General features: G+C 71.6%; 19 protein-coding genes. 9 read left to right on the forward strand and 10 right to left on the reverse strand.

Annotation, left to right across the window (positions count from 1 at the left end; translation table 11 throughout):
• Positions 1-3: 3 nt before the first annotated feature.
• On the reverse strand, positions 4-498 hold the full coding sequence (locus ACFVU7_RS23210) for an NUDIX domain-containing protein (protein ID WP_388046855.1): 495 nt from the start codon (positions 496-498) through the stop codon (positions 4-6).
• A gap of 147 nt (positions 499-645) precedes the next feature.
• On the opposite strand from ACFVU7_RS23210, the gene ACFVU7_RS23215 reads away from it, so the two are divergent.
• The 8 genes from ACFVU7_RS23215 to ACFVU7_RS23250 all read left to right on the forward strand — a co-directional run bounded on the left by ACFVU7_RS23215 (position 646) and on the right by ACFVU7_RS23250 (position 9,380).
• Positions 646-1,629, forward strand: a complete 984-nt coding sequence (locus ACFVU7_RS23215; RefSeq protein WP_388046857.1) for a hypothetical protein — start codon at positions 646-648, stop codon at positions 1,627-1,629.
• Positions 1,626-3,221: a PEP/pyruvate-binding domain-containing protein gene (locus tag ACFVU7_RS23220; RefSeq protein WP_388046859.1), complete on the forward strand. Its 1,596-nt coding sequence runs from the start codon at positions 1,626-1,628 to the stop codon at positions 3,219-3,221. Before ACFVU7_RS23215 ends, ACFVU7_RS23220 begins: the two co-directional genes overlap by 4 nt.
• Positions 3,218-3,859, forward strand: coding sequence for an HAD-IA family hydrolase (locus tag ACFVU7_RS23225; RefSeq protein ID WP_388046861.1), 642 nt, complete (start codon positions 3,218-3,220; stop codon positions 3,857-3,859). The genes ACFVU7_RS23220 and ACFVU7_RS23225 overlap by 4 nt, the downstream gene beginning before the upstream one ends.
• Positions 3,843-4,478 carry a PIG-L deacetylase family protein gene (locus tag ACFVU7_RS23230; RefSeq protein ID WP_388046862.1) on the forward strand — a complete coding sequence of 212 codons (636 nt, stop codon included), beginning with the start codon at positions 3,843-3,845 and terminating at the stop codon, positions 4,476-4,478. The genes ACFVU7_RS23225 and ACFVU7_RS23230 overlap by 17 nt, the downstream gene beginning before the upstream one ends.
• Before the next feature lie 108 nt (positions 4,479-4,586).
• Complete coding sequence (locus ACFVU7_RS23235; protein ID WP_388046865.1) at positions 4,587-5,336, forward strand: 7-carboxy-7-deazaguanine synthase QueE; 750 nt, start codon at positions 4,587-4,589, stop codon at positions 5,334-5,336.
• A gap of 969 nt (positions 5,337-6,305) precedes the next feature.
• Positions 6,306-7,196 carry a hypothetical protein gene (locus ACFVU7_RS23240; protein WP_388046867.1) on the forward strand — a complete coding sequence of 297 codons (891 nt, stop codon included), beginning with the start codon at positions 6,306-6,308 and terminating at the stop codon, positions 7,194-7,196.
• Positions 7,197-7,341: 145 nt separating this feature from the next.
• A complete protein-coding gene (locus ACFVU7_RS23245) occupies positions 7,342-7,728 on the forward strand; it encodes a hypothetical protein (protein WP_388046869.1) in 387 nt (128 codons plus the stop codon).
• Complete coding sequence (locus ACFVU7_RS23250) at positions 7,725-9,380, forward strand: hypothetical protein (protein WP_388046871.1); 1,656 nt, start codon at positions 7,725-7,727, stop codon at positions 9,378-9,380. The genes ACFVU7_RS23245 and ACFVU7_RS23250 overlap by 4 nt, the downstream gene beginning before the upstream one ends.
• An 8-nt stretch (positions 9,381-9,388) precedes the next feature.
• Here the strand turns inward: ACFVU7_RS23250 and ACFVU7_RS23255 are convergent, their stop codons facing one another.
• The 8 genes from ACFVU7_RS23255 to ACFVU7_RS23290 are packed head-to-tail and all read right to left on the reverse strand — an operon-like array spanning position 9,389 to position 17,625.
• Positions 9,389-9,964 carry a DUF4913 domain-containing protein gene (locus ACFVU7_RS23255; protein WP_388046873.1) on the reverse strand — a complete coding sequence of 192 codons (576 nt, stop codon included), beginning with the start codon at positions 9,962-9,964 and terminating at the stop codon, positions 9,389-9,391.
• Positions 9,957-11,693 carry a type IV secretory system conjugative DNA transfer family protein gene (locus ACFVU7_RS23260; RefSeq protein ID WP_388046875.1) on the reverse strand — a complete coding sequence of 579 codons (1,737 nt, stop codon included), beginning with the start codon at positions 11,691-11,693 and terminating at the stop codon, positions 9,957-9,959. The genes ACFVU7_RS23255 and ACFVU7_RS23260 overlap by 8 nt, the downstream gene beginning before the upstream one ends.
• Positions 11,690-13,213 (reverse strand): ATP-binding protein, encoded by a 1,524-nt coding sequence (locus ACFVU7_RS23265; RefSeq protein WP_388046876.1) that lies wholly within the window; start codon positions 13,211-13,213, stop codon positions 11,690-11,692. Before ACFVU7_RS23265 ends, ACFVU7_RS23260 begins: the two co-directional genes overlap by 4 nt.
• Positions 13,214-13,222: 9 nt before the next feature.
• The gene (locus tag ACFVU7_RS23270) at positions 13,223-14,671 is read right to left on the reverse strand and encodes an SCO6880 family protein (protein WP_388046878.1); all 1,449 of its coding nucleotides are present in this window, start codon (positions 14,669-14,671) and stop codon (positions 13,223-13,225) included.
• A complete protein-coding gene (locus ACFVU7_RS23275) occupies positions 14,668-16,068 on the reverse strand; it encodes a hypothetical protein (RefSeq protein ID WP_388046880.1) in 1,401 nt (466 codons plus the stop codon). The genes ACFVU7_RS23270 and ACFVU7_RS23275 overlap by 4 nt, the downstream gene beginning before the upstream one ends.
• Positions 16,069-16,106: 38 nt before the next feature.
• Positions 16,107-16,916: a hypothetical protein gene (locus tag ACFVU7_RS23280; RefSeq protein WP_388046881.1), complete on the reverse strand. Its 810-nt coding sequence runs from the start codon at positions 16,914-16,916 to the stop codon at positions 16,107-16,109.
• A 1-nt stretch (position 16,917) separates the two neighbouring features.
• A complete protein-coding gene (locus ACFVU7_RS23285; RefSeq protein ID WP_049650094.1) occupies positions 16,918-17,202 on the reverse strand; it encodes a hypothetical protein in 285 nt (94 codons plus the stop codon).
• Positions 17,203-17,205: 3 nt separating this feature from the next.
• The gene (locus ACFVU7_RS23290; protein ID WP_388046883.1) at positions 17,206-17,625 is read right to left on the reverse strand and encodes a hypothetical protein; all 420 of its coding nucleotides are present in this window, start codon (positions 17,623-17,625) and stop codon (positions 17,206-17,208) included.
• Positions 17,626-17,843: 218 nt separating this feature from the next.
• Here ACFVU7_RS23290 and ACFVU7_RS23295 point away from each other — a divergent pair, with 218 nt between their 5' ends.
• A complete protein-coding gene (locus tag ACFVU7_RS23295) occupies positions 17,844-18,869 on the forward strand; it encodes an NlpC/P60 family protein (RefSeq protein ID WP_388046885.1) in 1,026 nt (341 codons plus the stop codon).
• Positions 18,870-18,898: 29 nt separating this feature from the next.
• Here the strand turns inward: ACFVU7_RS23295 and ACFVU7_RS23300 are convergent, their stop codons facing one another.
• Positions 18,899-20,032 (reverse strand): hypothetical protein, encoded by a 1,134-nt coding sequence (locus tag ACFVU7_RS23300; protein WP_388046888.1) that lies wholly within the window; start codon positions 20,030-20,032, stop codon positions 18,899-18,901.
• Positions 20,033-20,046: the final 14 nt, after the last annotated feature.

A 20,046-nucleotide genomic window follows, 5' to 3' on the forward strand; every position in this document is an offset into this window, starting at 1 on the left:
CCCTCACGCCGCCAGGCGCAGCGACCCGTCGGCGATCATCGCGAAGAGCTGCTTCACCTGAAGGCGCGAGTCCTCGGACAGGCCCTCGACCTCGGCCGCCTCCTGCTCGGTGAACCAGCGCACCTCGTGCACCGCGCTGCCAGGCGCCCCGTCGTCACCCGCCCGGGCGACGTACACGTGGTCGATGTGCCGGTGCGGCTCGCGGGTGTGGTTGTCGGCGCAGGCGTCCATCTCCACCACCCACCACGGCGCGACAGGCGCGCTGTGCGGGAAGCCGGAGGGCAGCGGAAGTGACGGACCGGGGAGCAGCTCGGCCCGCAGCCCCGTCTCCTCCTCGATCTCGCGCAGCGCGGCCTCGGCCGCCCCCTCGTCGACCTCGACGTGCCCGCCGGCCGGGAGCCACAGCTCCAGCCGCGGATGCCACACCAGAGCTGTCCTGCACTCCCCGTCCCCGCCGACGCGGAAGACGAACGCACTCGCTGTCGATTCCTTGATCACTTCGCTGCTCCTCGGCACTCGGCCACCTACGGTGCCGCACCGGCCCACCAGGCGGCAGGCGCCGAGCCTTTCACACCACGCACCACCCAGATGACCAAACGTCACCGATCCGGCCACCGCGCCGCCGGCCCCGGCAAGGAGAAATCCGTGGAGCCCGTCTGGAACGGCCAGCTCTCCTGCGACTACGAGCACACCAGGCCCGGCAGCACCCCGCTGGAGCTCGACCTGTACACCACGTCCCTCACCCGGTGGCCCGGCGTGTTCATGAACGACCCCCGCCCGTACGGGCGACTGCGGCGGCCGGGGATCGTCGACATCCCGGAAGGCGACCATCTCGCTCTCACCGGGCGCTGGCACCAGCTGCTCGCCGATCCCGCCTACGCCAGCTCGATGGTCACCGCCGCCGAGCAGCGCCACCGCCTCGCCGACACCACCATGCTCGCGCTGGAGCACCAGCTCAAGGCCGGTGCAGCTGCTGAGCAGCAGCTCGCGGCGGCGACCTCGGCGTTCCTCGGCGTGATGAGCGCCCACATCGTCAACTGGCTGCTGCCCGACGACGACTGGCAGCACCTGCTCGCCGAACTGCTCGGCGGTGACGCCGAGGGGCGGGCCTGCCGCCTGGCCCTGAACACCCCCGATGCCACCGGCCACCTGCTGGACGCCCACCTGGTGCTCCTGGACGGCGCCGCCGCGCTCGCCGGGGGCGCCGACCTCGTCCTCGCGGCCGGCACCCTCGCCGCGCGGGCCGGAACCCTGTACGGGGACGGCTCCCCGGCCGCCGCCGCGATGCCGCTCGAAGACCACGCCCGCGCCGCCGGGCTTCTCACCGCCACCGCCGCCACCGACACCACCGGCCAGCGCCACGTCATCGACGCCTCGCGCCGACGCGCGGTCCAGCTGCGCGACGCGTGGGTCCTCGCCGCGCTGCTCGCCGCCGCGGGCGACCCGGCCGGCACCGCGCGGGTGCAGGGGATGACCACCGTCTGCCGATGGGCGGCCGGCAGCGAGGAGACCCGCAAGGTCCAGCGGCACCGCTACCTCGCCGCAGCACGCCGCTGGTGCGAGCAGCACGGCGCCGACCCCGCCACCATCACCGCCGCCGACCTGCTGGCCCCGGGAGCTGTCCGATGACCACCGCCCTGCCCTGTCTCGACGAGACCCTGGACACCGAAACCGCCGGGGCGAAGGCCACCGCCCTCGCCCGCCTGGCCGCCGCCGGGCTGCCCGTCCCCGCGGGAGTCGTCATTCCCGCAGGTCACCCCGAGGAGCAGCTCGCGGCCGCCACCCGCGAGGTCCTCGCCCGTTGCCCTGCCCCGTACGGGCTGATCGCCCGCTCCTCCTCCGCAGCCGAGGACGGAAGAGAGGCGTCCTTCGCCGGCCTGTTCACCTCCCGCATCGTCCCGGCCAAGCCCGCCGCGCTACTGGACGCCATCCGCGCCGTTCGCGCCTCCGCCCACCACCCGACCGTTACCGCGTACGGCCAAGCCATGGGGGTAACCGGTCTGCCGCGCATGGCCGTTCTCGTGCAGGCGGTCCTGCGACCGGCTTGCTCCGGTGTCCTGGCCGCCGCCGTCACCGGCGGCCGGTGCACCCGCTGGCGGATCGAGGCCGTCCGCGGCCTGGCCGAGCAGCTCGTCTCCGGTCATGTGGTCGGCGAGATCCACGTGGGCGGCCCCGGCCACAGCGCCACCGTCCGGCCCGCCACCCAGGAGGTCATCCAACTTCCCGCTAAGGAACATGAGTTGGAGATTCCGCCGGGCGAGTGGGTAGGCCTTGGCACGGTAGCCGGAACTCGGGCCAAGATCCAGACCTCCAGCGCGGGCGTGCTGCACCTGTACACCCCGGCCGCCCTGGCGGACCAACCCGCGCTCACCGCCACAGCACGCGATCAGCTCCTCACGGCCGCCGCCCGGGCCGCCGAGGCCCTCGGCCTGGAGCGCGTCGACGTCGAGTGGGTGATCGACGCCGATGGCAGCCTCCACGTCGTGCAGGCCCGCCCGCTCACCGCCCCGCTCACCGACCACACCGCCGTTCGGACGGCGGCCGACGACGACCCGGTGCTGCACGGGATCGCGGTCGCCCCCGGAACCGGCACCGGCCCCGCCGTCCATGCGGTCGGCGATGCCGGCATCGCCGACCAGGTGCTGGTCTGCGACGCGCTCGGCCCCGAAGCCGTCCCGGCGCTTCTCACGGGACCTGCCGCCGTCGTGGCCACCACGGGCGGCGAGCTCTCCCACACCGGGATCATCACCCGCGAGCTCGGTATTCCCTGCGTCACCAACGTCACCGACGCCCGCAGGGCCATCACCACCGGCGCCGTCGTCGAAGTCGACGGCGGCGCCGGTACCGTCCGCCCCGCCCTGGCCGTCCCCCCTCAGCGCACCAGCCCCCAGACCCACTCGCTCTCCGCCACCGCGGTGCTCGTCCGCGCCCTGGACCAGCCAGTGCCCGACGACGGCCGCGTCGCCACCCTCCTCTGGCACGATGAGCACACCCTCGCCCTCGACCTGGCCGGGTACGGCAGCCACGGCCAGCACCCCGTCGGCCTGCTGGTGCCCGGCGACTTCTCCGCGCCGGTCACCGTCCCGCCCGGCTGCAGCCCGATCCGCCTGCCGGGATTGGGCATGCTGCTGTGGCCCCAGGACGCCCCGCCCCCGCCCACCGAGATCGCCGTCCTGGGCCCTGACGGACAGGTCCTCCACCGCAGGACGGTGACCCGGTGACCTCCGTCGAACTCCTCAGCGACGCGACGGCGCTGATCGTGGACTGGGACGGCACCGTCGCGGACAACACCGCCGCCCGCCACGCCGCCCTTCAGGCCGCACTGGCACCGCACGGCGTCGCCGTCCCCGCCGGCCGCTACCGGGCGCTGACCGGCCTGCCCGTGTGCGAGGTGATCGCCCAGCTCGCCGCCGACGCCGCTCTTCCTGCTCCACCTGTCGAGGAGGTGGTGGCGCGCAGCCGGACCGCACTGCTCGCCGGACCGGCGCCCGCCCCGATCCCCTGCAGCCTCGCTCTCCTCCACGCCGCCCACCGACTCGGCCTTCCGCTGGCCGTCGCCTCCAGCGCCGCCGCCGTCCTCGTCCACCACGGCATCCACCAACTCGGGGTGGAGGCGCTGCTGCCGATCGCCGTCACCCTCGATGACGTGCCCCAGGGCAAGCCGGCGCCGGACGCCTACTCGGAAGCCGCCCGGCGCCTCGGTGCCGACCCCACCCGATGCCTGGCCGTCGACAACGCTGCCGACGGCGTCGCCGCAGCCCTGGCGGCCGGCATGCGTACCCTCACCATTCGCGACGGTCGGCTCGTCCCGGCCCACACCCCCAGTCCCTCTGGAGCTCCCTGTGCCGTGCAATCCTGACGACCAGTTGACCGGGCCGCAGTCCGTACTCGCCGTGTTCGCCCACCCCGACGACGCCGAGCTGTGGGCCGGCGGCACCCTCGCCCTCCACGCCCAACATGCGCCCGTCCACATCGCCGTCCCCCTCCACGACCCGGTCCGCGACGCCGAGGCCAAGGCCGGAGCGGCCGTCCTCGGCGCCACCCTCCACCAGGTCGCCGAGCTCACCCCGTCCGCGATCCAGGCTCTGCTCGTCCAGCTGAAGCCATACGTCGCCATCACCCACCCCGTCCTCGACACTCACGCCGAGCACCGGCGCACCGCCGAGGCCGTCCTCGAAGCCCTGCCCGAAGCGAAGATCGAAACCGGCCGACCGCGGCGCCTCTACACCTGCGACACCTACAACTCCCTCACCCTCGTCGGTCCGGTCACCCCCACGGTGATGGTCGACGTCACCAGGACCTTCGACACCAAGATGCGGGCCCTGCACTGCCACGAGTCCCAGCCCATCGACGACCACTTCGGCCCCATGGCTGAAGACCTCGCACGCCTGTGGGGCAGGCGCAGCGGCGCCGTACACGCCGAGGCGTTCACCGCCCTTCCCATCCTCGGCCGCCTGCCCGGGGCCACTCACCTGTGATGTCGGCTGCCTGTCGCCGGTCAGAGGCCATCTTTTGCTCGGCGGCATACGCACCCCCGACGGAGGGCGGGCCCCTCGTCTGCAGAGCAACGGAGGAATCACCGAGTGATGAAGATCAGCCAGGTATTCGGGCCGACGGTTCAGGGTGAGGGGAGCGCCGCCGGACGGCACTGCCTCTTCGTGCGAACCTTCGACTGCAACCTGGAGTGCAAATTCTGCGACACCGCGTACACGTGGGCGGTGACGGACGAGAAGGCGGCCAAGACCCGCAGCGGGAAGCGCTACGAGCGCGACGAGCCCCTGTACGGACTCAAGTACATGGACGCCGCCGCGATCCTCGACCGGCTGAGGGCGCTGTGGGACATCGAGCACCGACCGACGATCATCGTGATCTCCGGTGGCGAGCCGATGATGCAGCAGCGGGAGCTGGTGCCGCTGCTGGAGCAGTTGCGCGGCTGGGGCCACGAGGTCCACGTCGAGACGGCCGGCACCATCGCCCCCCTCGCGGAGTTCAACGAGCTCGTCACGCAGTACAACGTCTCCCCGAAGACGGCCAGCAGTGGCAACCGGCTCTCCAAGCGGTTCAAGCCGGAGGCGCTCACTGCTCTTCGGGACAGCGGCCGGGCCTGGTTCAAGTTCGTCGTCACCGAGGACTGGGAGACGGACCTGGCGGAGATCGACCGGATCGTCGCAGATGTGGTGCTGGCGCCGCAGCGGGTGATGGTCATGCCGGAAGGGTCGGACGGCCGAACCAACATCACCACTGCCCAGAAGATGGTCGACGCCGTCCTTGGGCGGGGCTTCGGACTGTCCTTCCGGACCCACGTTTTCCTGTGGAACGACAACCCTGACCGGTAGCACGACGACGGCGTCCTCGGCACGGTCGTGATCCTCGTACGTTGATCTGCCGCGGACTCGCATGTCAGCGGTCCCCTGCGCCTCGCGGCCCATTGTGGCCGCGAGGGCACGGCATCGCTGGCGCAGCCCTCGCCAAGGGTCATACCGGCCTCGATTGTGGCGGCGTCGAGGTCGATCGCCCGCTGAAATTTCCGGCGCCGGAGTCACCGACGACCAGCAGTGGGCGGCCCTCCCGAGCTCAGGTCGTCTTGAGTGCAGCCGCCGACATCGAAGGCGGCGTTGACCTCATCATGGCCGGCTGTCATGGCATGCCGTGGTTGGTTCACGGGGTAGGGCAACTCTGAGGATCCGGCACCGGCGTGAAGGAACGGATTCGCCGGATCCTTCAGCCTTGCCTGGCAATATTAAGTGTAACAATAAGCACTAACTCGCTGTAGTCAGTCATTGCTGAATTCGTTCATCTCACGGGACAGGGTTCGTCGACGGGGCCGATTCTCGGTTCACTCCTGGTCGTTGGGCGGGTGGCCTTCGGAAATTTGGGAGCTCGGGTGCCAGTGCCGCGAGGATTGATGGCGCGCAGGTGCTTGTGATCAGGGTGAGCCGACGACTTCGGATATGGCCGTCGCGTTGACCGGCGAAATTCGGCAGACGTGTGCTAAACCGGGGTACTGGTACGTGGAGGGGGCGCTGTCCGCCCGGACCGGCCCACTCCTTGGCGGTGCAGCTGGACGTATATGCGGATTGTCGCGTGGGAGATGGCGGATGCGATCACTGCAGCCGGCGGAGCGGGAGGATCTCATTCTTGGTGTTCCTCCAGCGAATGATCAGAGGATTTGGGAGCGGCTGGCCGAGGAGGACGCAGTCTCGGCCGGACTTGTAGGGAGTTGGATGGCAGAAGCCGGAACGGACGACAAGTCGGTACGCGTACGGCCAGAATCTGGGGCGCGCGAGCCTTCGGCAGGTGCGCGGGTGGCGCAGACGGATCAGTTGCCCCTGTGGACCGAAAAGGGAACGGCTGAGCCGTCAGGTGCTCGGCTGGTGACGGACGAGGCCGGGCTTCCCGACCTCAAGGCGCAGCTCCGCGAGGTGATGGAAGCCTGGAAGGAGATCGTGCCCGCGGGGCGCAGCACGGCCGACGATCTGCGAGTGATCCTGGAAGCCGATGTCGAGGCGCTGCGGGTTCGGTGGCAGCAGGTCGCCATGCCGTCGGATGGGTCTGCGGGGCGGGACGAGCAGGGGGTGTCGGGATGGCCTGCCGCAGGGTGGGGCGCGGAGGCCGTCAACGCAGCTCTTCGCGATGCCGAGCGATGCGACCCGGACCTTCGCGGGCTGGAGGAATGGCGCCAACTTGGGGCCGTGCGGGAAGCGGTTGGCCGACTGTGGCGAAGTCTCGCGCTAAGCGCAGGTGAGTACGCCGGTCGGCTCTTCGCCGACCACCGTGTCTCCGAGTTCCTTCGCAATGTGTCGATCCACGCCTGCGAGACGATCGCCCGGCTTGCCCAACTGGCCTCCGACCGTCTGCGTCGCGGCCAGACCGCGCTGCCGAGCGCGGAGGCCCTCCTAGTTCTGGGCGACGCGGCAGGTGCCTACAGCAGGTCCGCGCGGCGTCAGGATGGAGCTCCTGCCGCCGGGGCTCCGGGCATCACCGTCGATGTTCCCGGGCTGCGGCGGATGGGCGAGGCGCTGCAACGGCCTGGCCCGACGGCCGCGCAACCAGGAAGCGTCTCGGCGGGAGCGGCCACGGCGAGGTCGGCCCGTACGTCCCCGAGGCGGCCGACCGCCGCTGCGGGCGAGCGGCCGGCGCACCTGCGGCGCGGCGGATCGTCCGTCCAGTCGGGGCGCACGCCCAAGCAGAGGTGAGCCGAGACAGGGAGCGAGTTTCAGCGGGTTCAGCCGAGCCGGTGAACCGCCCTGCCGCCAAGCCGGCCTTTATCCACAGCACCCCGAACCGTCGCGAGCCATGCTCGCCTGTTTCCGCACCGCCAGCCGATCGGAGGACCGAATCATGAACCCGAACCCAGACCAGCCGGACGTCGAGCAGACGGCCGCCGTCACCCTGAGGACGGCCGCCGCTGCCGCGCACGTGCTTGCGGACCTGGCCGTCCGCGACGAGCGCTACGACCAGCTGGCCGCCCTCACCGCCGCCTCCTACGCCACCGAGGCAACCATCTACCTCCCACTGCCCGACAGCGATCCCGAGGACAACGACCGCGCGGCCGACCGCGACCTGGTCGACAACCTGGCCGACCTCGCCGACGCACTCGACGAGCTTGCGCGGCACTCGCCCGACGTCCGGCAGATGCGGGACCGTCACATGGCCGCCCTCCACACCCGGGACGCCGCGGTCGCACTGCGCGATGCCCTGCCCATTGAGCAGGGAGCGGCCCGATGACGGACGTCACCTGGGGTGATTTCGTCACCCTGGCTTCCTCCAGGATGGAGTACGCCCTGGCGGCCCTCACTCTCGCCGACGCCGAGAGTCCGAGCACACCAGGTCAGCACGCCGCCCGCAGTGAGGCGCTGGCGGACGTCTTCCAGCTGCTCCACCGCGGCACCAGCCGATTCGGACCCCTCGCTCCCGACCCGCTCGGCATCGCCGAAGGCGACGTCGCCCGGCTGCACAGCAACATGGAGATCCTCGGACGGTTGCTGCGGGACGAGGCTTTCTACGCGTGGCCCGAGCCCGACCCGGCTGCGTCGCACCTGGCAGAAGCCGTGGGCTTCCTCCGCTTCGCCGGAGACCTGCTCGCCAGCCACCACGGGCCGGACGGAGAGCCCCGCAGCCCGTACGCCGCGTACCTGGACAGCTCCGGGGTCGCGCGCCACGTGGTCGCCCAGACGGCCGAACTCGCCAGTGTCGCCGGGCGCGTGGCCGTACGGATCGGCCAGCTGTGCCCGTCCGACCGCCGGGTGGTTCGCAGCCATGACGTGGCCTACCGCCTCAGGGAGCGCGCGGTGCTCATCGAGCGGGCGGCGATCGGTATCCAGCGCCAGCTCCACTTGCCCCGCCCGTCCGTCCCGGCTCCCGGCCTTATGCACCTCCCGCCGGCCGCCACGGCGCCGCCGTTCCCGGTCAGACCGGGCGAGTCGCAGTACGAAGCGCTCCAGGCGGTCGGCGAAGGCCTGGAATGGCTTGCCGCCCATGTGGCGCAGCAAGCGTCCCAGCGACTCCCGGACGCTACCGTTGCCGAGTTGTCGATCGCCGCCGACCACTCCGCGGTCGCCCACCTGCTCACCGCCCGTCTGATCGAGCACACGCGGGATCTCCTCACGTCCGATCCGGTCGCGAAGGGCGTCGTCGATGTGGCCGGCGGCGCCTTGCGCGAGGCGGGTCAGGCCTGGCGGCAGGCCGCAGCCAGTTGGAAGTCGGGCCTCGGCAGCGCGCCCGCGGCCTCGAACCCCCGCCTCGTCCGCGAGGCGGAGTTCGCGGTGGTTCGGCTCGGGCGCACCCTCTTCTCCTCAGGTTGGACCCGCCGCGACACCGGGCGGCGCGTCCCCAGGGCCGCGCACGAGATCATCACGGCGCCTGGCGACGCAACCCACCTGCTCGCTGCCGCCCACGCCGTCCCCGCGGCCGGACAGATCTTCGCCGAACACGTCCCCCGCATCGCTGCCGCCCTGGTCCAGCGCGGAGCACTCCTCAGTTCCGATCCCGCCCGCAATCCCCGCGGCAGCGCGCCCTCCGACCGGTTCCAGAACGGCTGGACCAGGTGGTACCCGGCGTCGCCCGAGCAGATCCGCCACATCACGAACATCTATGACAAAGCCCGTCAAGCGTCCGCCGCAGCGCAGATCGCCACCGCCCGCGCGGCCGAAGCGGTCGGCCACCCCCTTGACCGGGCCGTGCTCGAGGCCAGCCGTCGGAACACGCTCGGCTTCACCGGCGACCCCTCCTACGACACTCGGCGGGTGAAGGCTGCCGCCGCCCGTGCCCGCAGCGCAACGGTGGTCCGCCCGTCGGACCCGGTGCGCCTGCCGGCCCACCGCGCCTCCGAGCTGTCCCGTGAGGTCGGTGCGCTCCATCCGCGGAGGAAGTCCCGGTAGTCGGCCGGTCAGCTGTCGTCCTCGGCCATACACCAGATGCTGGGCACCCTGCCGGGAAGTCGGTGCCCGGTACGGTGCTCGCCCTTGGTGCAGCCGGAGAACGGCCCGCCCGGACCGCGCAGGTCGGCGATGTGCGGCCGGTAATGGTCGCGGTACCAGACGCTGGGCCCCGTGTAGCCGCAGGTGGCGGGATCGGTGAGCTCCTGCCAGGCCAGCCACATCGCGTGCAGGACACCGACGGCGTCCCAGTGCTCGATCCACAGATGGCACCACCGGGAGTCGGCGGATGCCTCGCCGAGGCAGCCGGGGACGAGGACGCCTTCGACCCACTCCGCGAGCAGTCTCAGTTCCGCGTCGCGCTGCTCACCTTCGAGGAGGAAGAGGAAGGGCGGGTACTGCCACTCGGCGCTCTCCTCCTGCTCTGCCTCCGCGTCGTCGGGCGTCTCGCCTCCGTGGTCCGCCGACCCAGCCCTGCCCGAAGCGGATTCCCGGAGGTCCCGCAGCTCTGCCTGAACGGCCTGGAGCATGGCCTTGAGATCTTCCACGTCCTCGGTGAGCACCCGATTCACGGCTTCGTCAGTCATGGCGAGCCGACTTCCGGGCCTCCCAGGCGGCGGCGGCACGCTTGGCGATGAGTGCCTCCTCGGCTTTCATCGCGGGGCCGAGGTGGGCCATGGCCTGCTCCTCGTACCATGGGCGCAGGGCGATCTGGGCGACGGGCATGCCGGTGGACAGCAGCAGGGCGGTGCCGCGCTTCATGGCACGGACCTGGGCCGGTTCGAGGATCTGTTCGCGGTGCTCGCTGAAGGACGTCGAGCCGCCGTCGCGGCTCCTGGAACGGGACTCGCGGATGACGTCGTGATTGCCGACCAGGGTGGCGACATCGTTGACGAAGCGCGGGTCGTCCAAGCCGACACCGATCACCTTCTTCGTGGCCGCGCTCCACAGAGCGTCCATGCCGACCTCTCCCCAGGCCCGTACGCCCTGCCGATAGGACTGAAGGATCGTGCAGGGAGTGATACCGCGTGAGCCGAGGTGGCTGTAGAGGTCGGGCAGGTCCTCGATCCGGCAGATGTTGGCCGCCTCGTCCAGGACCGCGCGCATCGGCTCGGGCAGGCGTCCGCCATGGCGTTCGCCGGCCTCGGAGGCGGAGGTGAACACGGAGTCGGCGAGCGCGGCGACGACGGCGGAGGCCGCGCCGCCCTTCCTGCTGAGCAGGTAGAGGGTGTCCCGGCTGAGCGCGAACTCCTCCGGTCGGAACCGGGGCCGGTGCCGGTCGGGGAGCAGCCAGGTGAGCACCTTCTCGTCGCGCAGCGCGCTGACGGCGGTGCGGGCGTTCTGGTAGATGCCGGACTGGGTCTCCTCGGCGATGTTGATGGAGCTGTCGACCTGTTCGGCGAGGACCTCCTCGTGCTCGTATAGGATCCGCAGCGGCGCGCGTTCCTTGGGGTCGGCCAGCCACCTGAGCACGTGCCGTACGGTGGCGCCGTCCCACCAGGCGGCGCGGAACATGCCGACCAGCAGGTCGCCGGCGCCTTGAGACCAGAACGGGTCGGCGGCGTCCGATTTCACCTGGTTGACGAAGTGCCCGGCCAGGCGCTCGGCGCGGTCGAGCGTCTCGGCCTCGGCGACGATGTCCCACCACCACCCCCGCTCGATCCGGGCCACGCCCTGGGTGTCGAACGCCCAGACGTTGCCCGCCTTCCGGCGGGAGGCCAGGGTGGCGGCGTAGACGTCCGGCTTGTTGCTGGTCAGGAGCAGGGCCGCCGGGGCCTCCTCGGCGACCGGGATCGCGATCGCCGAGGACTTGCCGGCCCGGGGCGCCATCAGGGCGAGGTAGGTGTCCTCGTCGGACCCGCGCAGTTCCACGCCTGTCGGCAGGTGGTCGCCGAGCAGGACGCCACGGTCGCGAGCGGCGACGGCGCGAGGCCTGACACCGTGGAGGGAAGCGCGCAGCCGGATGGCGGTGCGGGCTGCGCGCTCGGGTGCGAGGTCGCGTACCTGGTGGAGAGTGGCGAGGTGGGAGGCGTTGTGGAACCAGCGCAGTCCCGTCCGCAGGCCCCAGAGAATGCCGGCGAGGACGACCAGGTCGAGGAGTGCTGCGCCGATGGCGCTGGTGGTGGGGGAGCCCGGCCAGACGGAGTGCCAGTCGCGCGTCATCTCGAAGACGATGAAGGGGCTGAGCGGCGGGACGTCGGCTCCGGCGATGGCGGCGCAGACGGCGGCACCGGTCCAGGTGGAGGTGGACAGGACCACCGAGCCGCCGGCGAGGACGGCGCTGGCGAGCCACGCCCGGTCGTTCTCGGTCATCATCGGCGTGCCCCTTCGGGCGCGTTCTCGGCCGTGTCGGTGTGGTAAAGCCGCTGCTCGGTGGACGTGAGCTTCATCGCCGCGGCGATGCCTGGCCTGGTGCCCAGCTTGATGAGGTACTTGCCGCGGCCGGGGTGGACGTGGTCGGAGGCATCGAGGCCGGTGCTGGTGGCCGAGGCCCAGGACGTGATCAGCAGGCGTTCCTGCTCGGTCAGGGTTCGTTTGCCGGAGACGCGGCCGAGTTCCTCGTCGGTCGAGCCGCCGATGACCCAGGTGTCGCACCGGTCCATCAGGCCTCTGGCCTTGGCCCGGTCCTCCTCGGTGGGCAGGGCTTCCATGTCCTGGAGCGAGTGCGTGACGTAGATGGTGACGTCGTCGGTGGTGCGGTTGAGGCGGCTGATGGAGTCCATGGCGTCGACCAGGCCGGGGCCGGATCGCAGGGCCCGCCACATCTCGTCCATGGGCAGCACGAGTCGGCGGCGGATCACACCGAGGCTGCGGGCGCTGTCGATGGTGTTGTAGGTGTAGGCCCAGCTGGCGATCATCCCCGCGGACACGACGTCACGGCCCCGGGCCCGCAGGGCGTCGATGTCGACCGACACCGCCGGGGCGTCCAGGTCGAGCGGCGTCGTGGTCGGGCCGTCGAACATGCCCTTGAGCGGCCCGTCGACCAGGTTGTCCAGGCCTGCCACGACCGAGCGGGTCAGGTCGAGGTACGTGTCGCCCTCGGCCGCCAGCTTGGTCCGCAGCGCCTCGGGGGCCTGGCGCAGGACGGTGATGACGTCGGGGATGACCGGGTCGGTGCCCGGCGTGGCCTCGGCGGCGAGCTGTACGGCGGTGGTGAGTGCGGAGCGTTCGATCTCGTCCGGTTGGCGGCCGAGCCCGCACCGGGTGGCCAACAGGGCGCCGAGGGTCTCCAGGCGGCGCCCGTTGAGGACATCGAGCAGGGCGCCGCGTTCGGCGGTGGGCAGCGAGGCCGATCGGCCCAGCAGAGGGCCGGAGTCGAGCGGGTTGATCCGGTCGGCCCCGGTGCCGATCCTCAGCACGCTGCCGCCGAGTTCGCGGATCATCGTGGTGTACTCGCCCTTGACGTCGGCCGGCACGCACATCATGCTGCCGAACGCGACGTAGACGAGGCAGATGCGCTTCACCAGGGCGCTCTTGCCGACGCCGGGTTGGCTCATGACCCACACCCCGGGATTGGTGGTCAGCTTCCCGGTCCAGCCGGACGGGTCGACACACACCAGTTCGCCGGTGAGCACGTCCGGGCCGACCGGTACTCCGCGCGGCGGCAGCCCTGAACCGAGGAGGAACGGGTAGATCGCGCCGGCCTGGGTGGAGGGCCCGGTGTAGACGGTGCCGGTGTCCTCCACCGCTGCCCGGCCGCCGAACAGGCCGCCCCAGCCCAGCCGCGGAGCGTAGGTCCGCCGCCCGCCCGGTACACCGCGGGCCTTCCCGCGCTCCGGCCGGCCGTCGTCCGGGTCGGGGTTCCAGCGCGGCGTCAGCAGCTTCGGCTGTCCCATGCCGACTCCCTACTTCACCAAGGGCTGGTAGCCGATCGGCAGACCGGCCGCGAACGTGGATGCCTGTGCGCCGTAGGCGGGGCGCATCCGGATGCCCTTCGTCGCCTTCACCGCGCGTTCCAACTCCTGTCGGGCGTCGGGGAGTTCGGCGGCGGAGCGGGCGGTGGTGGTGACCCTCAGCGTCCATTCGACGACCTGGGCGCCGCTCGCCGCCTGGTGGGCGGCCTGCTCGGCACGCTGGTGGTCGGCCTTCTGGCTCCACCTCGCGCGTCCCCGTACCTGCGCGGTCGCCTGCGCGCGCTGTTCGGCGTTGGAGATCTCACGTTCCAGGACCGCCTCGCCCTCGTACGGGTCGAGCACCCGGTAGGAGAGGGTGACGCGGCGCTGGAACCGCCCGGGGCTCAGCAGCGGCAGCAGCACGCTGTAGGCGATCGGGCGGCGCGGCATCTCCCGCAGCACCCAGCTCACGGAGACGGCGCCGTCGTGCGCGTAGGCCTCCAGCAGGTCGTCGGCGGCGACCGGGCCGCACTCACCCCAGGTCAGATCGGCGAAGTCCTCGTCCCGGGCGTCGAACACCGCCGGATCGTAGGCGGAGCGAACCAGACGGCGAAGGTCGGTGGGCGTGCTCCGGCGCACGATGTCGGTGCCGGTGCCGCTCAGGTCGAGCGTGTCGACCACCCGGAGAGCCTCGGCTACCTGCTCGGCCAGGTCGGTCGGCGGGTTCGCCCCTGCGGTCGGGTCGACGATGACGCTCATCCACGGTGCCACCGAGGCGGTCGCGCGCGGCGTGGTGCGCACGAGTTCGTCGATCGTGTCGAGTGCCAGGCGCGGGGCGTCGGACCGACGGCGGTCCTTGACGTCGTCGGCGAGCGCTTCGCCCGCGCCCGGGGTGATCTGGATGGTGACGGCGGCGCCCAGAACCTGCTCGTCGGTGCTCATCGCGTCCAGAACCGCGCTCCAACTGCGCAGGCTGCCGCGTACCGCGCTGGTGGTGGCCATGAGCGTCCCGCCGGGGGCGAGCAGGGTGGTGACGGTCATCGCTCCGCTGGACCGGTTGTGGACCACCCCGACCGGACGGCCCGTGGTGGGATCGTGGGCGGCGATCAGCATGGAGCTCGCACCGACGCCTGGCAGGTCCAGCGCGTACGGCTGCGGCAGGAGGACCTGGCGGTAGGAGGTGCTACCCGAACGGTTGGCGTGCCGCCAGGCGAGGACGGCCCAGTAGTAGGCCAGAGCCGGCATGCCCTGACGGCGCGCCGCGGCCAGCCCCGCGAGGGCGAGGGTGAGCGGTATGGTGACGAGCAAGGTGCCGGCGTAGCGGGCGCCGACGATGCCGTCGGCGATCAGCACGACGGCGGCCAGGATGGTGGCCTGGCGCGACAATCCGGCGAGGCCGAAGCTGCGCCGTGTACGGAATCCCTGCACCCTCAATCCGTCCGGGACTTCATGCGTGGTCACGGGTGTCCTCCGTTTCCGATCTCCCCCGCACCTCGTTGCACGGCCTGGTCGAGCCCGTCCAGGACCTGGATCACTGGGCCCGCTCCGGTCGCTGCCCCGGCAACCCCGGCAGCACCCGCCACACCACCGGCTCCCGCCGCGTCCCCGGCACCGGACGAGGTCGCGCCGTCTCCCGCGGCGGTCGGGTTCGGGATCAGTCCGGCACCGGTACGGGAGGCCTGAGCGAGGGCGTCGCTGCCGCCGTCCTGCTCTTCGTCGGTGGCCTTGCCCCTGGACATGGCCTGTTCGACGCGCTTGGCGTGTTCTACGGCTGTGGTGGGCTGGCTTCCCCCGGCCCCCTCAGCTCCGCTTTCGGCGATCTCGCTGCTTCCGCGCCTCGCCATCGCACCGATCGCACCCATGGCCCCGACAGCGCCGGAGCCGGCCATGCCCGACCCGAGCTCCTCGCTCAGGGAAGCGAAGATCCGGGTGAGCGGTCCGGGGGCGAGGATGCCGAGCATCAGCGTGGCCAGGCCGCGCAGCCACGCGGCGAAGCCGTCCGACTTTCCGAACTCGGTGAAGCCCGCACAGATGATGACCGCGAGGACGGGTTTGTAGGCGATGCCGACGAGGATCGAGGAGATCAGCTTCGCCACCCACTTCTGGGTGGCGTCGCCGCCGACCCGTCCGGCCCCGGCGATCGGCAGCAGCAGGCACTGGATCGGGATCGCGCTGTTGCGGAGAAAGACCAGCATGAGCTGGATGAAGCCGACCAGGATGAGCACCACGGCGCCACCGGCCACGATCACGGGGTTCACGATTCCGTTGGGGACCATGGTGGTGATGATCTTGTCGAAGGCGGTCTTGTCGTCATGGAAGACGCCTTGGACCAGGCCGTCGGTCAGCGCGTCACCGGCGGTGAGCAGCAGTGCCACCAGTGATACGCCGAAGACGCTCAGCATCGCGTTCTGCCCCCACCCCGAGGCGGCACGCAAGAGGTGCTTGGCCTGGCCGGTGACCGCCATGCGCCCGGCCTGCCACATGAATCCGAACACGGAGACCATCAGGCCGAGCCACGCCATCATCCCGGCCAGTACGGCGTTCCCGTTCCACAGCCCGGTGTTCTCCAGCTTCAGCGACGGTCCCTTCAAGGCGATCGTCAGCGTCGCCGCCATGAGCGTTCTGCAGAGTTCGACGGCTGCCTTGAGCCAGTCGCCGACGGCGGTTTCCCAGATGGAGTTCCACTCCTCCCTGACCGCCTTGTCAGTGGCCTTGCCGGCGGACTTGCACCAATCGGTGTCGAAGATCCGCCCGACCAGGCCGACAGCGGACTGCTCGCAGCCGAAGTCCACGATCGAACCGATGATGCCGTTGTCCGCGGCGGCCGGCGGTGCGATGGCCGTCACGCTGCCGAACACGACCGCCAGGGACAGGAGGACGGCGGTGATCCGGCGTCTCACGACGCCTGCCTGATCGCGGTCCAGCCTGCCGCGTTGAAGGCGGCGTCGCCCGGCGCCGCGATGGGCGGCTTCCGGTCGGCCTGCGCCGCCGCGTCCTTGATGGCCTGTCCTGACAACTTCCAGTCGCCGTCCTGCCAGACGGCTCCGAGGATCCCCACGCTGTAGACCGTCTTCTCCGCGGCCGTCTCCCCGGCCTTGTCGGTGACGTTCATCAGTACGTAGGCGGTCACCTGGGCGGGGGTGACCTGGATGGGCTTGACCCCGATCATGACGGTCCGCATGAACGCGCCGCCCGGCAGCGGCCCGCTCTCCGGCAGTCCGAGGGCTCTGCGGGTCGCGGCGTCGGCCCGCTCCGCGCCTTGGCGCACCTTCGCCTCGGCCGTCGGGGACTGATCGGCGGGCAGCATGTAGGCGCTGTAGACGGCGAGTTGCTGCTCCGCGAGGGTGCCGGCGCCTTCGACGTCCATCGCGGAGGCGGCCACCATCATCCCGATGGCGCCGTCGGTGGTGTTCGGGAAGCCGGTTTCCCGACCGTTCGCCGCCTTTCGCGCACCCCTCGGCGCGGCGAGCCAGCGCTCCGGCTCGGTCCAGGTCGGCGGCACGCTGTACGTGGGCGCCGGCTGCGGCGCGGTGGTCGCCGCCGGTGGCGACGAGGTGGACGCCGGGCCCGCGTGCCGGACCGCCGGAACGTCGTCGTGACCGGCCAGGGCCGCGTACCCGGTGAGCCCGACCACGGCGGCCAGCATGGCGCCCGAGCCCCACAGCACGGTCCGGGACAGGGGCCGGCCTCCCCTCGACTTCCTCATGTCAGCCCGCGATGCCGTTGAGGATGGAGATCAACGAGCCGGCCAGCAGGACGGCTGCCACTCCACTGCCCATCCACTTGAACGGCTCGGACCCGCCGCCGTGACGGGACTTGTCGGACATCGCGAGCTTCCACACCCCGACACCGGCCGCGACGACACCGGCCAGGAGCAGGATCCACAGGCCGTAGCCGAACAAGGTGCTGACGGTGCCCTCCATTCCCGGGATCTTGGTCGGCTTGGCGGCGGGAATCAGTCCCGAGTTCTTGGGATCTTCGGCGAGGAACATCAGTCACTTCCCTTCCATCTGGGTGCGCAGCCGGGCGGCCGCGCGCGCCACGGCGGCGTCGGCCAGGGCGTCTTCGGCACGTGCGACCGAGCGAAGCGCCGGCAGGTAGGGCAGGAGCACCGTCCCGGCGAGACGCCCGCCCAGGGCACGGAGGCGGTAGCGGGCCGCGGCCGCAGGCTTGGCGGGGACGTCGGCCACCACGACGAGCCACGGCTTCGGAACGGTGTCGGCCGGCCAGCTTCGGACGATCGCCTCCACCTGCACGGTGCCGTAGACGGTGCTGGGAGCGACCAGCACCGGCTGGACGCCGTACGGCACCGGTTCTCCCGGTCCGAGCCCGCGGGCCCGTAGGCCCCGTCCGTCGCCGCCGTTGAGCATCTGAAGCACCACGGCGGAGGCGATGTCGTATCCGTGAACCGGCATCAGCCCGTACGTCGGGACGGTGCGTGCCTGCTGAACAGGTACCACCGGATCGGGTGCCACGTCGCAACCTCCCCCAGCAACTCGCGTTGTCAGAGCGGCCTTTCGATCAGGAGCGAGGAACTGATCGTTTGACCACGTGGCGTAACGCCCCTGGCGGTACCGAAGGCACGCCCATCCGCCCATTCGGGCCTATCGACGCACCTCACAAGGGGGTCTCCGTGAAGAAGGGTCCGGTCTGCTGCGCGGTGCTCCTCGTGCTGCTCGGTGTGGTCGTCGCGGCGTTCGTTCCGGTGGTGACGGCGGGAGCCGCCGGGACGGGCAGAACACCGGTCGCCGGGCTGCCCGAGGAATACCGGCCATGGGTGCTCAAGGCCGCTGAAGCCTGCCACGACCCGGCGCTGACAGCCGCGTTGCTCGCGGCCCAGCTGTTCGAGGAGAGCGGCTTCCGTGCCGACGCCCGCAGTCCGGCGGGCGCCGAAGGGCCGGCCCAGTTCATGCCGGGTACCTGGGCGACCTGGGGGAGGGACGACGACCGCAGCGGTACGGCTTCGCCCTTCGAGATCGGAGACGCCGTGATGGCGCAGGGGCGGCTGATGTGCAGTCTGCTCGGGCAGGCGGCCGCGTCCGGCATCGCCGACGACCCCCGTCGTCTGGCGTTGGCCGCCTACAACGCGGGGTGGGCCGCCGTGGAAGCCAACCGAGGCGTGCCGCCCTACGCCGAAACCCGGCGCTATGTGGCGGACATCATGGGCAGCGTGGCCCGCTTCCAGGGCACCGGCCCGTTCTCGGAGATCACGGGCCACGGCGCCGGCGCGGACGCCGCCCGCCGGGCCGCCACCCAGCTCGGCGTGCCCTACAGCTACGGCGGCGGCAGCCCGGCCGGACCGAGTCGTGGCTACTGCGACGGGGACGGCGGCTTTCGGGACGGACAGTGCCTGGCCGGTGTGACGGTCGGTTGGGACTGCTCGGCTCTCGTCCAGTACGCCTACTGGCCCGCCCGCCGGCTCCCCCGCACCGCCGCCGAGCAGTACTCCGCCACGGCGGACCGTCCCGTTGCCCGGGCCGAACTCCGGGTGGGCGACCTGCTGTTCTGGAGACACGGCGGCAACGGCCACGTCTACCACGTGGCGCTCTACATCGGCGACGAACAGATGATCTCCGCGCCGAAGACCGGCGACGTCGTCAAGAAGGCCCCCGTCACGGACATGCCCGCCTCCGACTTCGCGGGCGCCACGCGACCGTAGGAGCTGTGTCAGAGCGGGGCTTGGGGCGGCTACCGGGACCGTCCGGCGCTGGGCTTCGGGATGGGAGCACGGTGGGCGGTGCGTTTGGGGCTGGGCTTCGCGCCCCGGGTCCATGACGGGGGCTGTCCCGCCGTGGCCGAGGAGGCCCGGGCCGCGTCGGTCACCACCGTGGCCGCGGTGACGGCGTCGTTCGCCGGCCTGCGTAGTGCGTCGGCGGTGGCCTGGACGAGGCGGGGCACGAGGTAGGAGGCGGGGCCGGCTTCCCAGCCGCGATCACGCATCAGCCGCGCCAGGTGCTCCCGGACCGGCTTGCCACCGTCCTGCATGTGCGCCATCCGGGCGGCCAGCAGCGGCCAGGGGCGGGAGTTCACCAGCAGCGCCGCCTCACGCTCCCGGCCGGGCAGCGCCTCGTAGACCCAGCGTACGAACGAGGCGTTCTCCGCCTGGCTCACACCCAGCTGCGCCAGCGCCCTCCGGCGGTCTCCGAGGTCGAGATCCCTCGGTAGGTCCAGCCCTACCGTCAACGGACCGTAGGAGCGTACGGAGTCCCGGCTCGGCCCGCTCGCCCGCCGCTGAGCGGCGTCGAGCCCGCGGTCGACCGCCTGCCCGACACCGGTCCCCTCGGCGTAGGCGGCCGCCAGGATCCGGCGGACATCGACGCCCCGTTCCAGCAGCTCCTGCATCGTCGCGGCGATCTCCGGCCAGGTGGGGGAGGCCAGGATCGCTTCGCGCACCGGGCCCGCCGGAATGGTCTCGCGGAGCAGCCCCGCCCACTCCTGGGTCTTCTCGGCCGTGATCCGCGCCGAGTCGGACAGGACGGCATCCCGCACCGACACCGCGATGTCCCCGACCCGCGGCAGGAAGTGCTCCAGGTCGACACCGGCCCGCCGCAAGGCGACCAGCTGCTGCGCCATGATCGGCCAGTCCGGACCGGACATCAACATCCAGGCGACATCGGGGGCGAGCAGGGCCTTGAGATCCCCGGCCGCCTCGGTGAGCGCCAGGTCGGTCGGCGGCAGCGGGTGCTCCCGCCCTGACCTCCGCTGCGCCCCACGGCGCACCGCGTCCGCGACGGCCAGCACCAGGCGCACCGCCGCCGCCGACGTCTGCACCGCCTCGCCGACGGCCTCGGCGAACGGTTCACCCGGGTAGGGCATGGTCATCGTGATCTCCTGTC

Source organism: Kitasatospora sp. NPDC058046 (assembly GCF_042885595.1).
Taxonomy (GTDB): Bacteria; Actinomycetota; Actinomycetes; order Streptomycetales; family Streptomycetaceae; genus Kitasatospora.

Excerpts from the sequence above, each read along its gene's own strand:
- ACFVU7_RS23220 (WP_388046859.1), top strand. The coding sequence starts at position 1,626 with ATGACCACCGCCCTGCCCTGTCTCGACGAGACCCTGGACACCGAAACC.
- ACFVU7_RS23235 (WP_388046865.1), top strand. The coding sequence starts at position 4,587 with ATGAAGATCAGCCAGGTATTCGGGCCGACGGTTCAGGGTGAGGGGAGC.
- ACFVU7_RS23245 (WP_388046869.1), top strand. The coding sequence starts at position 7,342 with ATGAACCCGAACCCAGACCAGCCGGACGTCGAGCAGACGGCCGCCGTC.
- ACFVU7_RS23250 (WP_388046871.1), top strand. The coding sequence starts at position 7,725 with ATGACGGACGTCACCTGGGGTGATTTCGTCACCCTGGCTTCCTCCAGG.
- ACFVU7_RS23255 (WP_388046873.1), bottom strand. The coding sequence starts at position 9,964 with ATGACTGACGAAGCCGTGAATCGGGTGCTCACCGAGGACGTGGAAGAT.
- ACFVU7_RS23260 (WP_388046875.1), bottom strand. The coding sequence starts at position 11,693 with ATGATGACCGAGAACGACCGGGCGTGGCTCGCCAGCGCCGTCCTCGCC.
- ACFVU7_RS23265 (WP_388046876.1), bottom strand. The coding sequence starts at position 13,213 with ATGGGACAGCCGAAGCTGCTGACGCCGCGCTGGAACCCCGACCCGGAC.
- ACFVU7_RS23280 (WP_388046881.1), bottom strand. The coding sequence starts at position 16,916 with ATGAGGAAGTCGAGGGGAGGCCGGCCCCTGTCCCGGACCGTGCTGTGG.
- ACFVU7_RS23285 (WP_049650094.1), bottom strand. The coding sequence starts at position 17,202 with ATGTTCCTCGCCGAAGATCCCAAGAACTCGGGACTGATTCCCGCCGCC.
- ACFVU7_RS23290 (WP_388046883.1), bottom strand. The coding sequence starts at position 17,625 with ATGCCGGTTCACGGATACGACATCGCCTCCGCCGTGGTGCTTCAGATG.
- ACFVU7_RS23300 (WP_388046888.1), bottom strand. The coding sequence starts at position 20,032 with ATGACCATGCCCTACCCGGGTGAACCGTTCGCCGAGGCCGTCGGCGAG.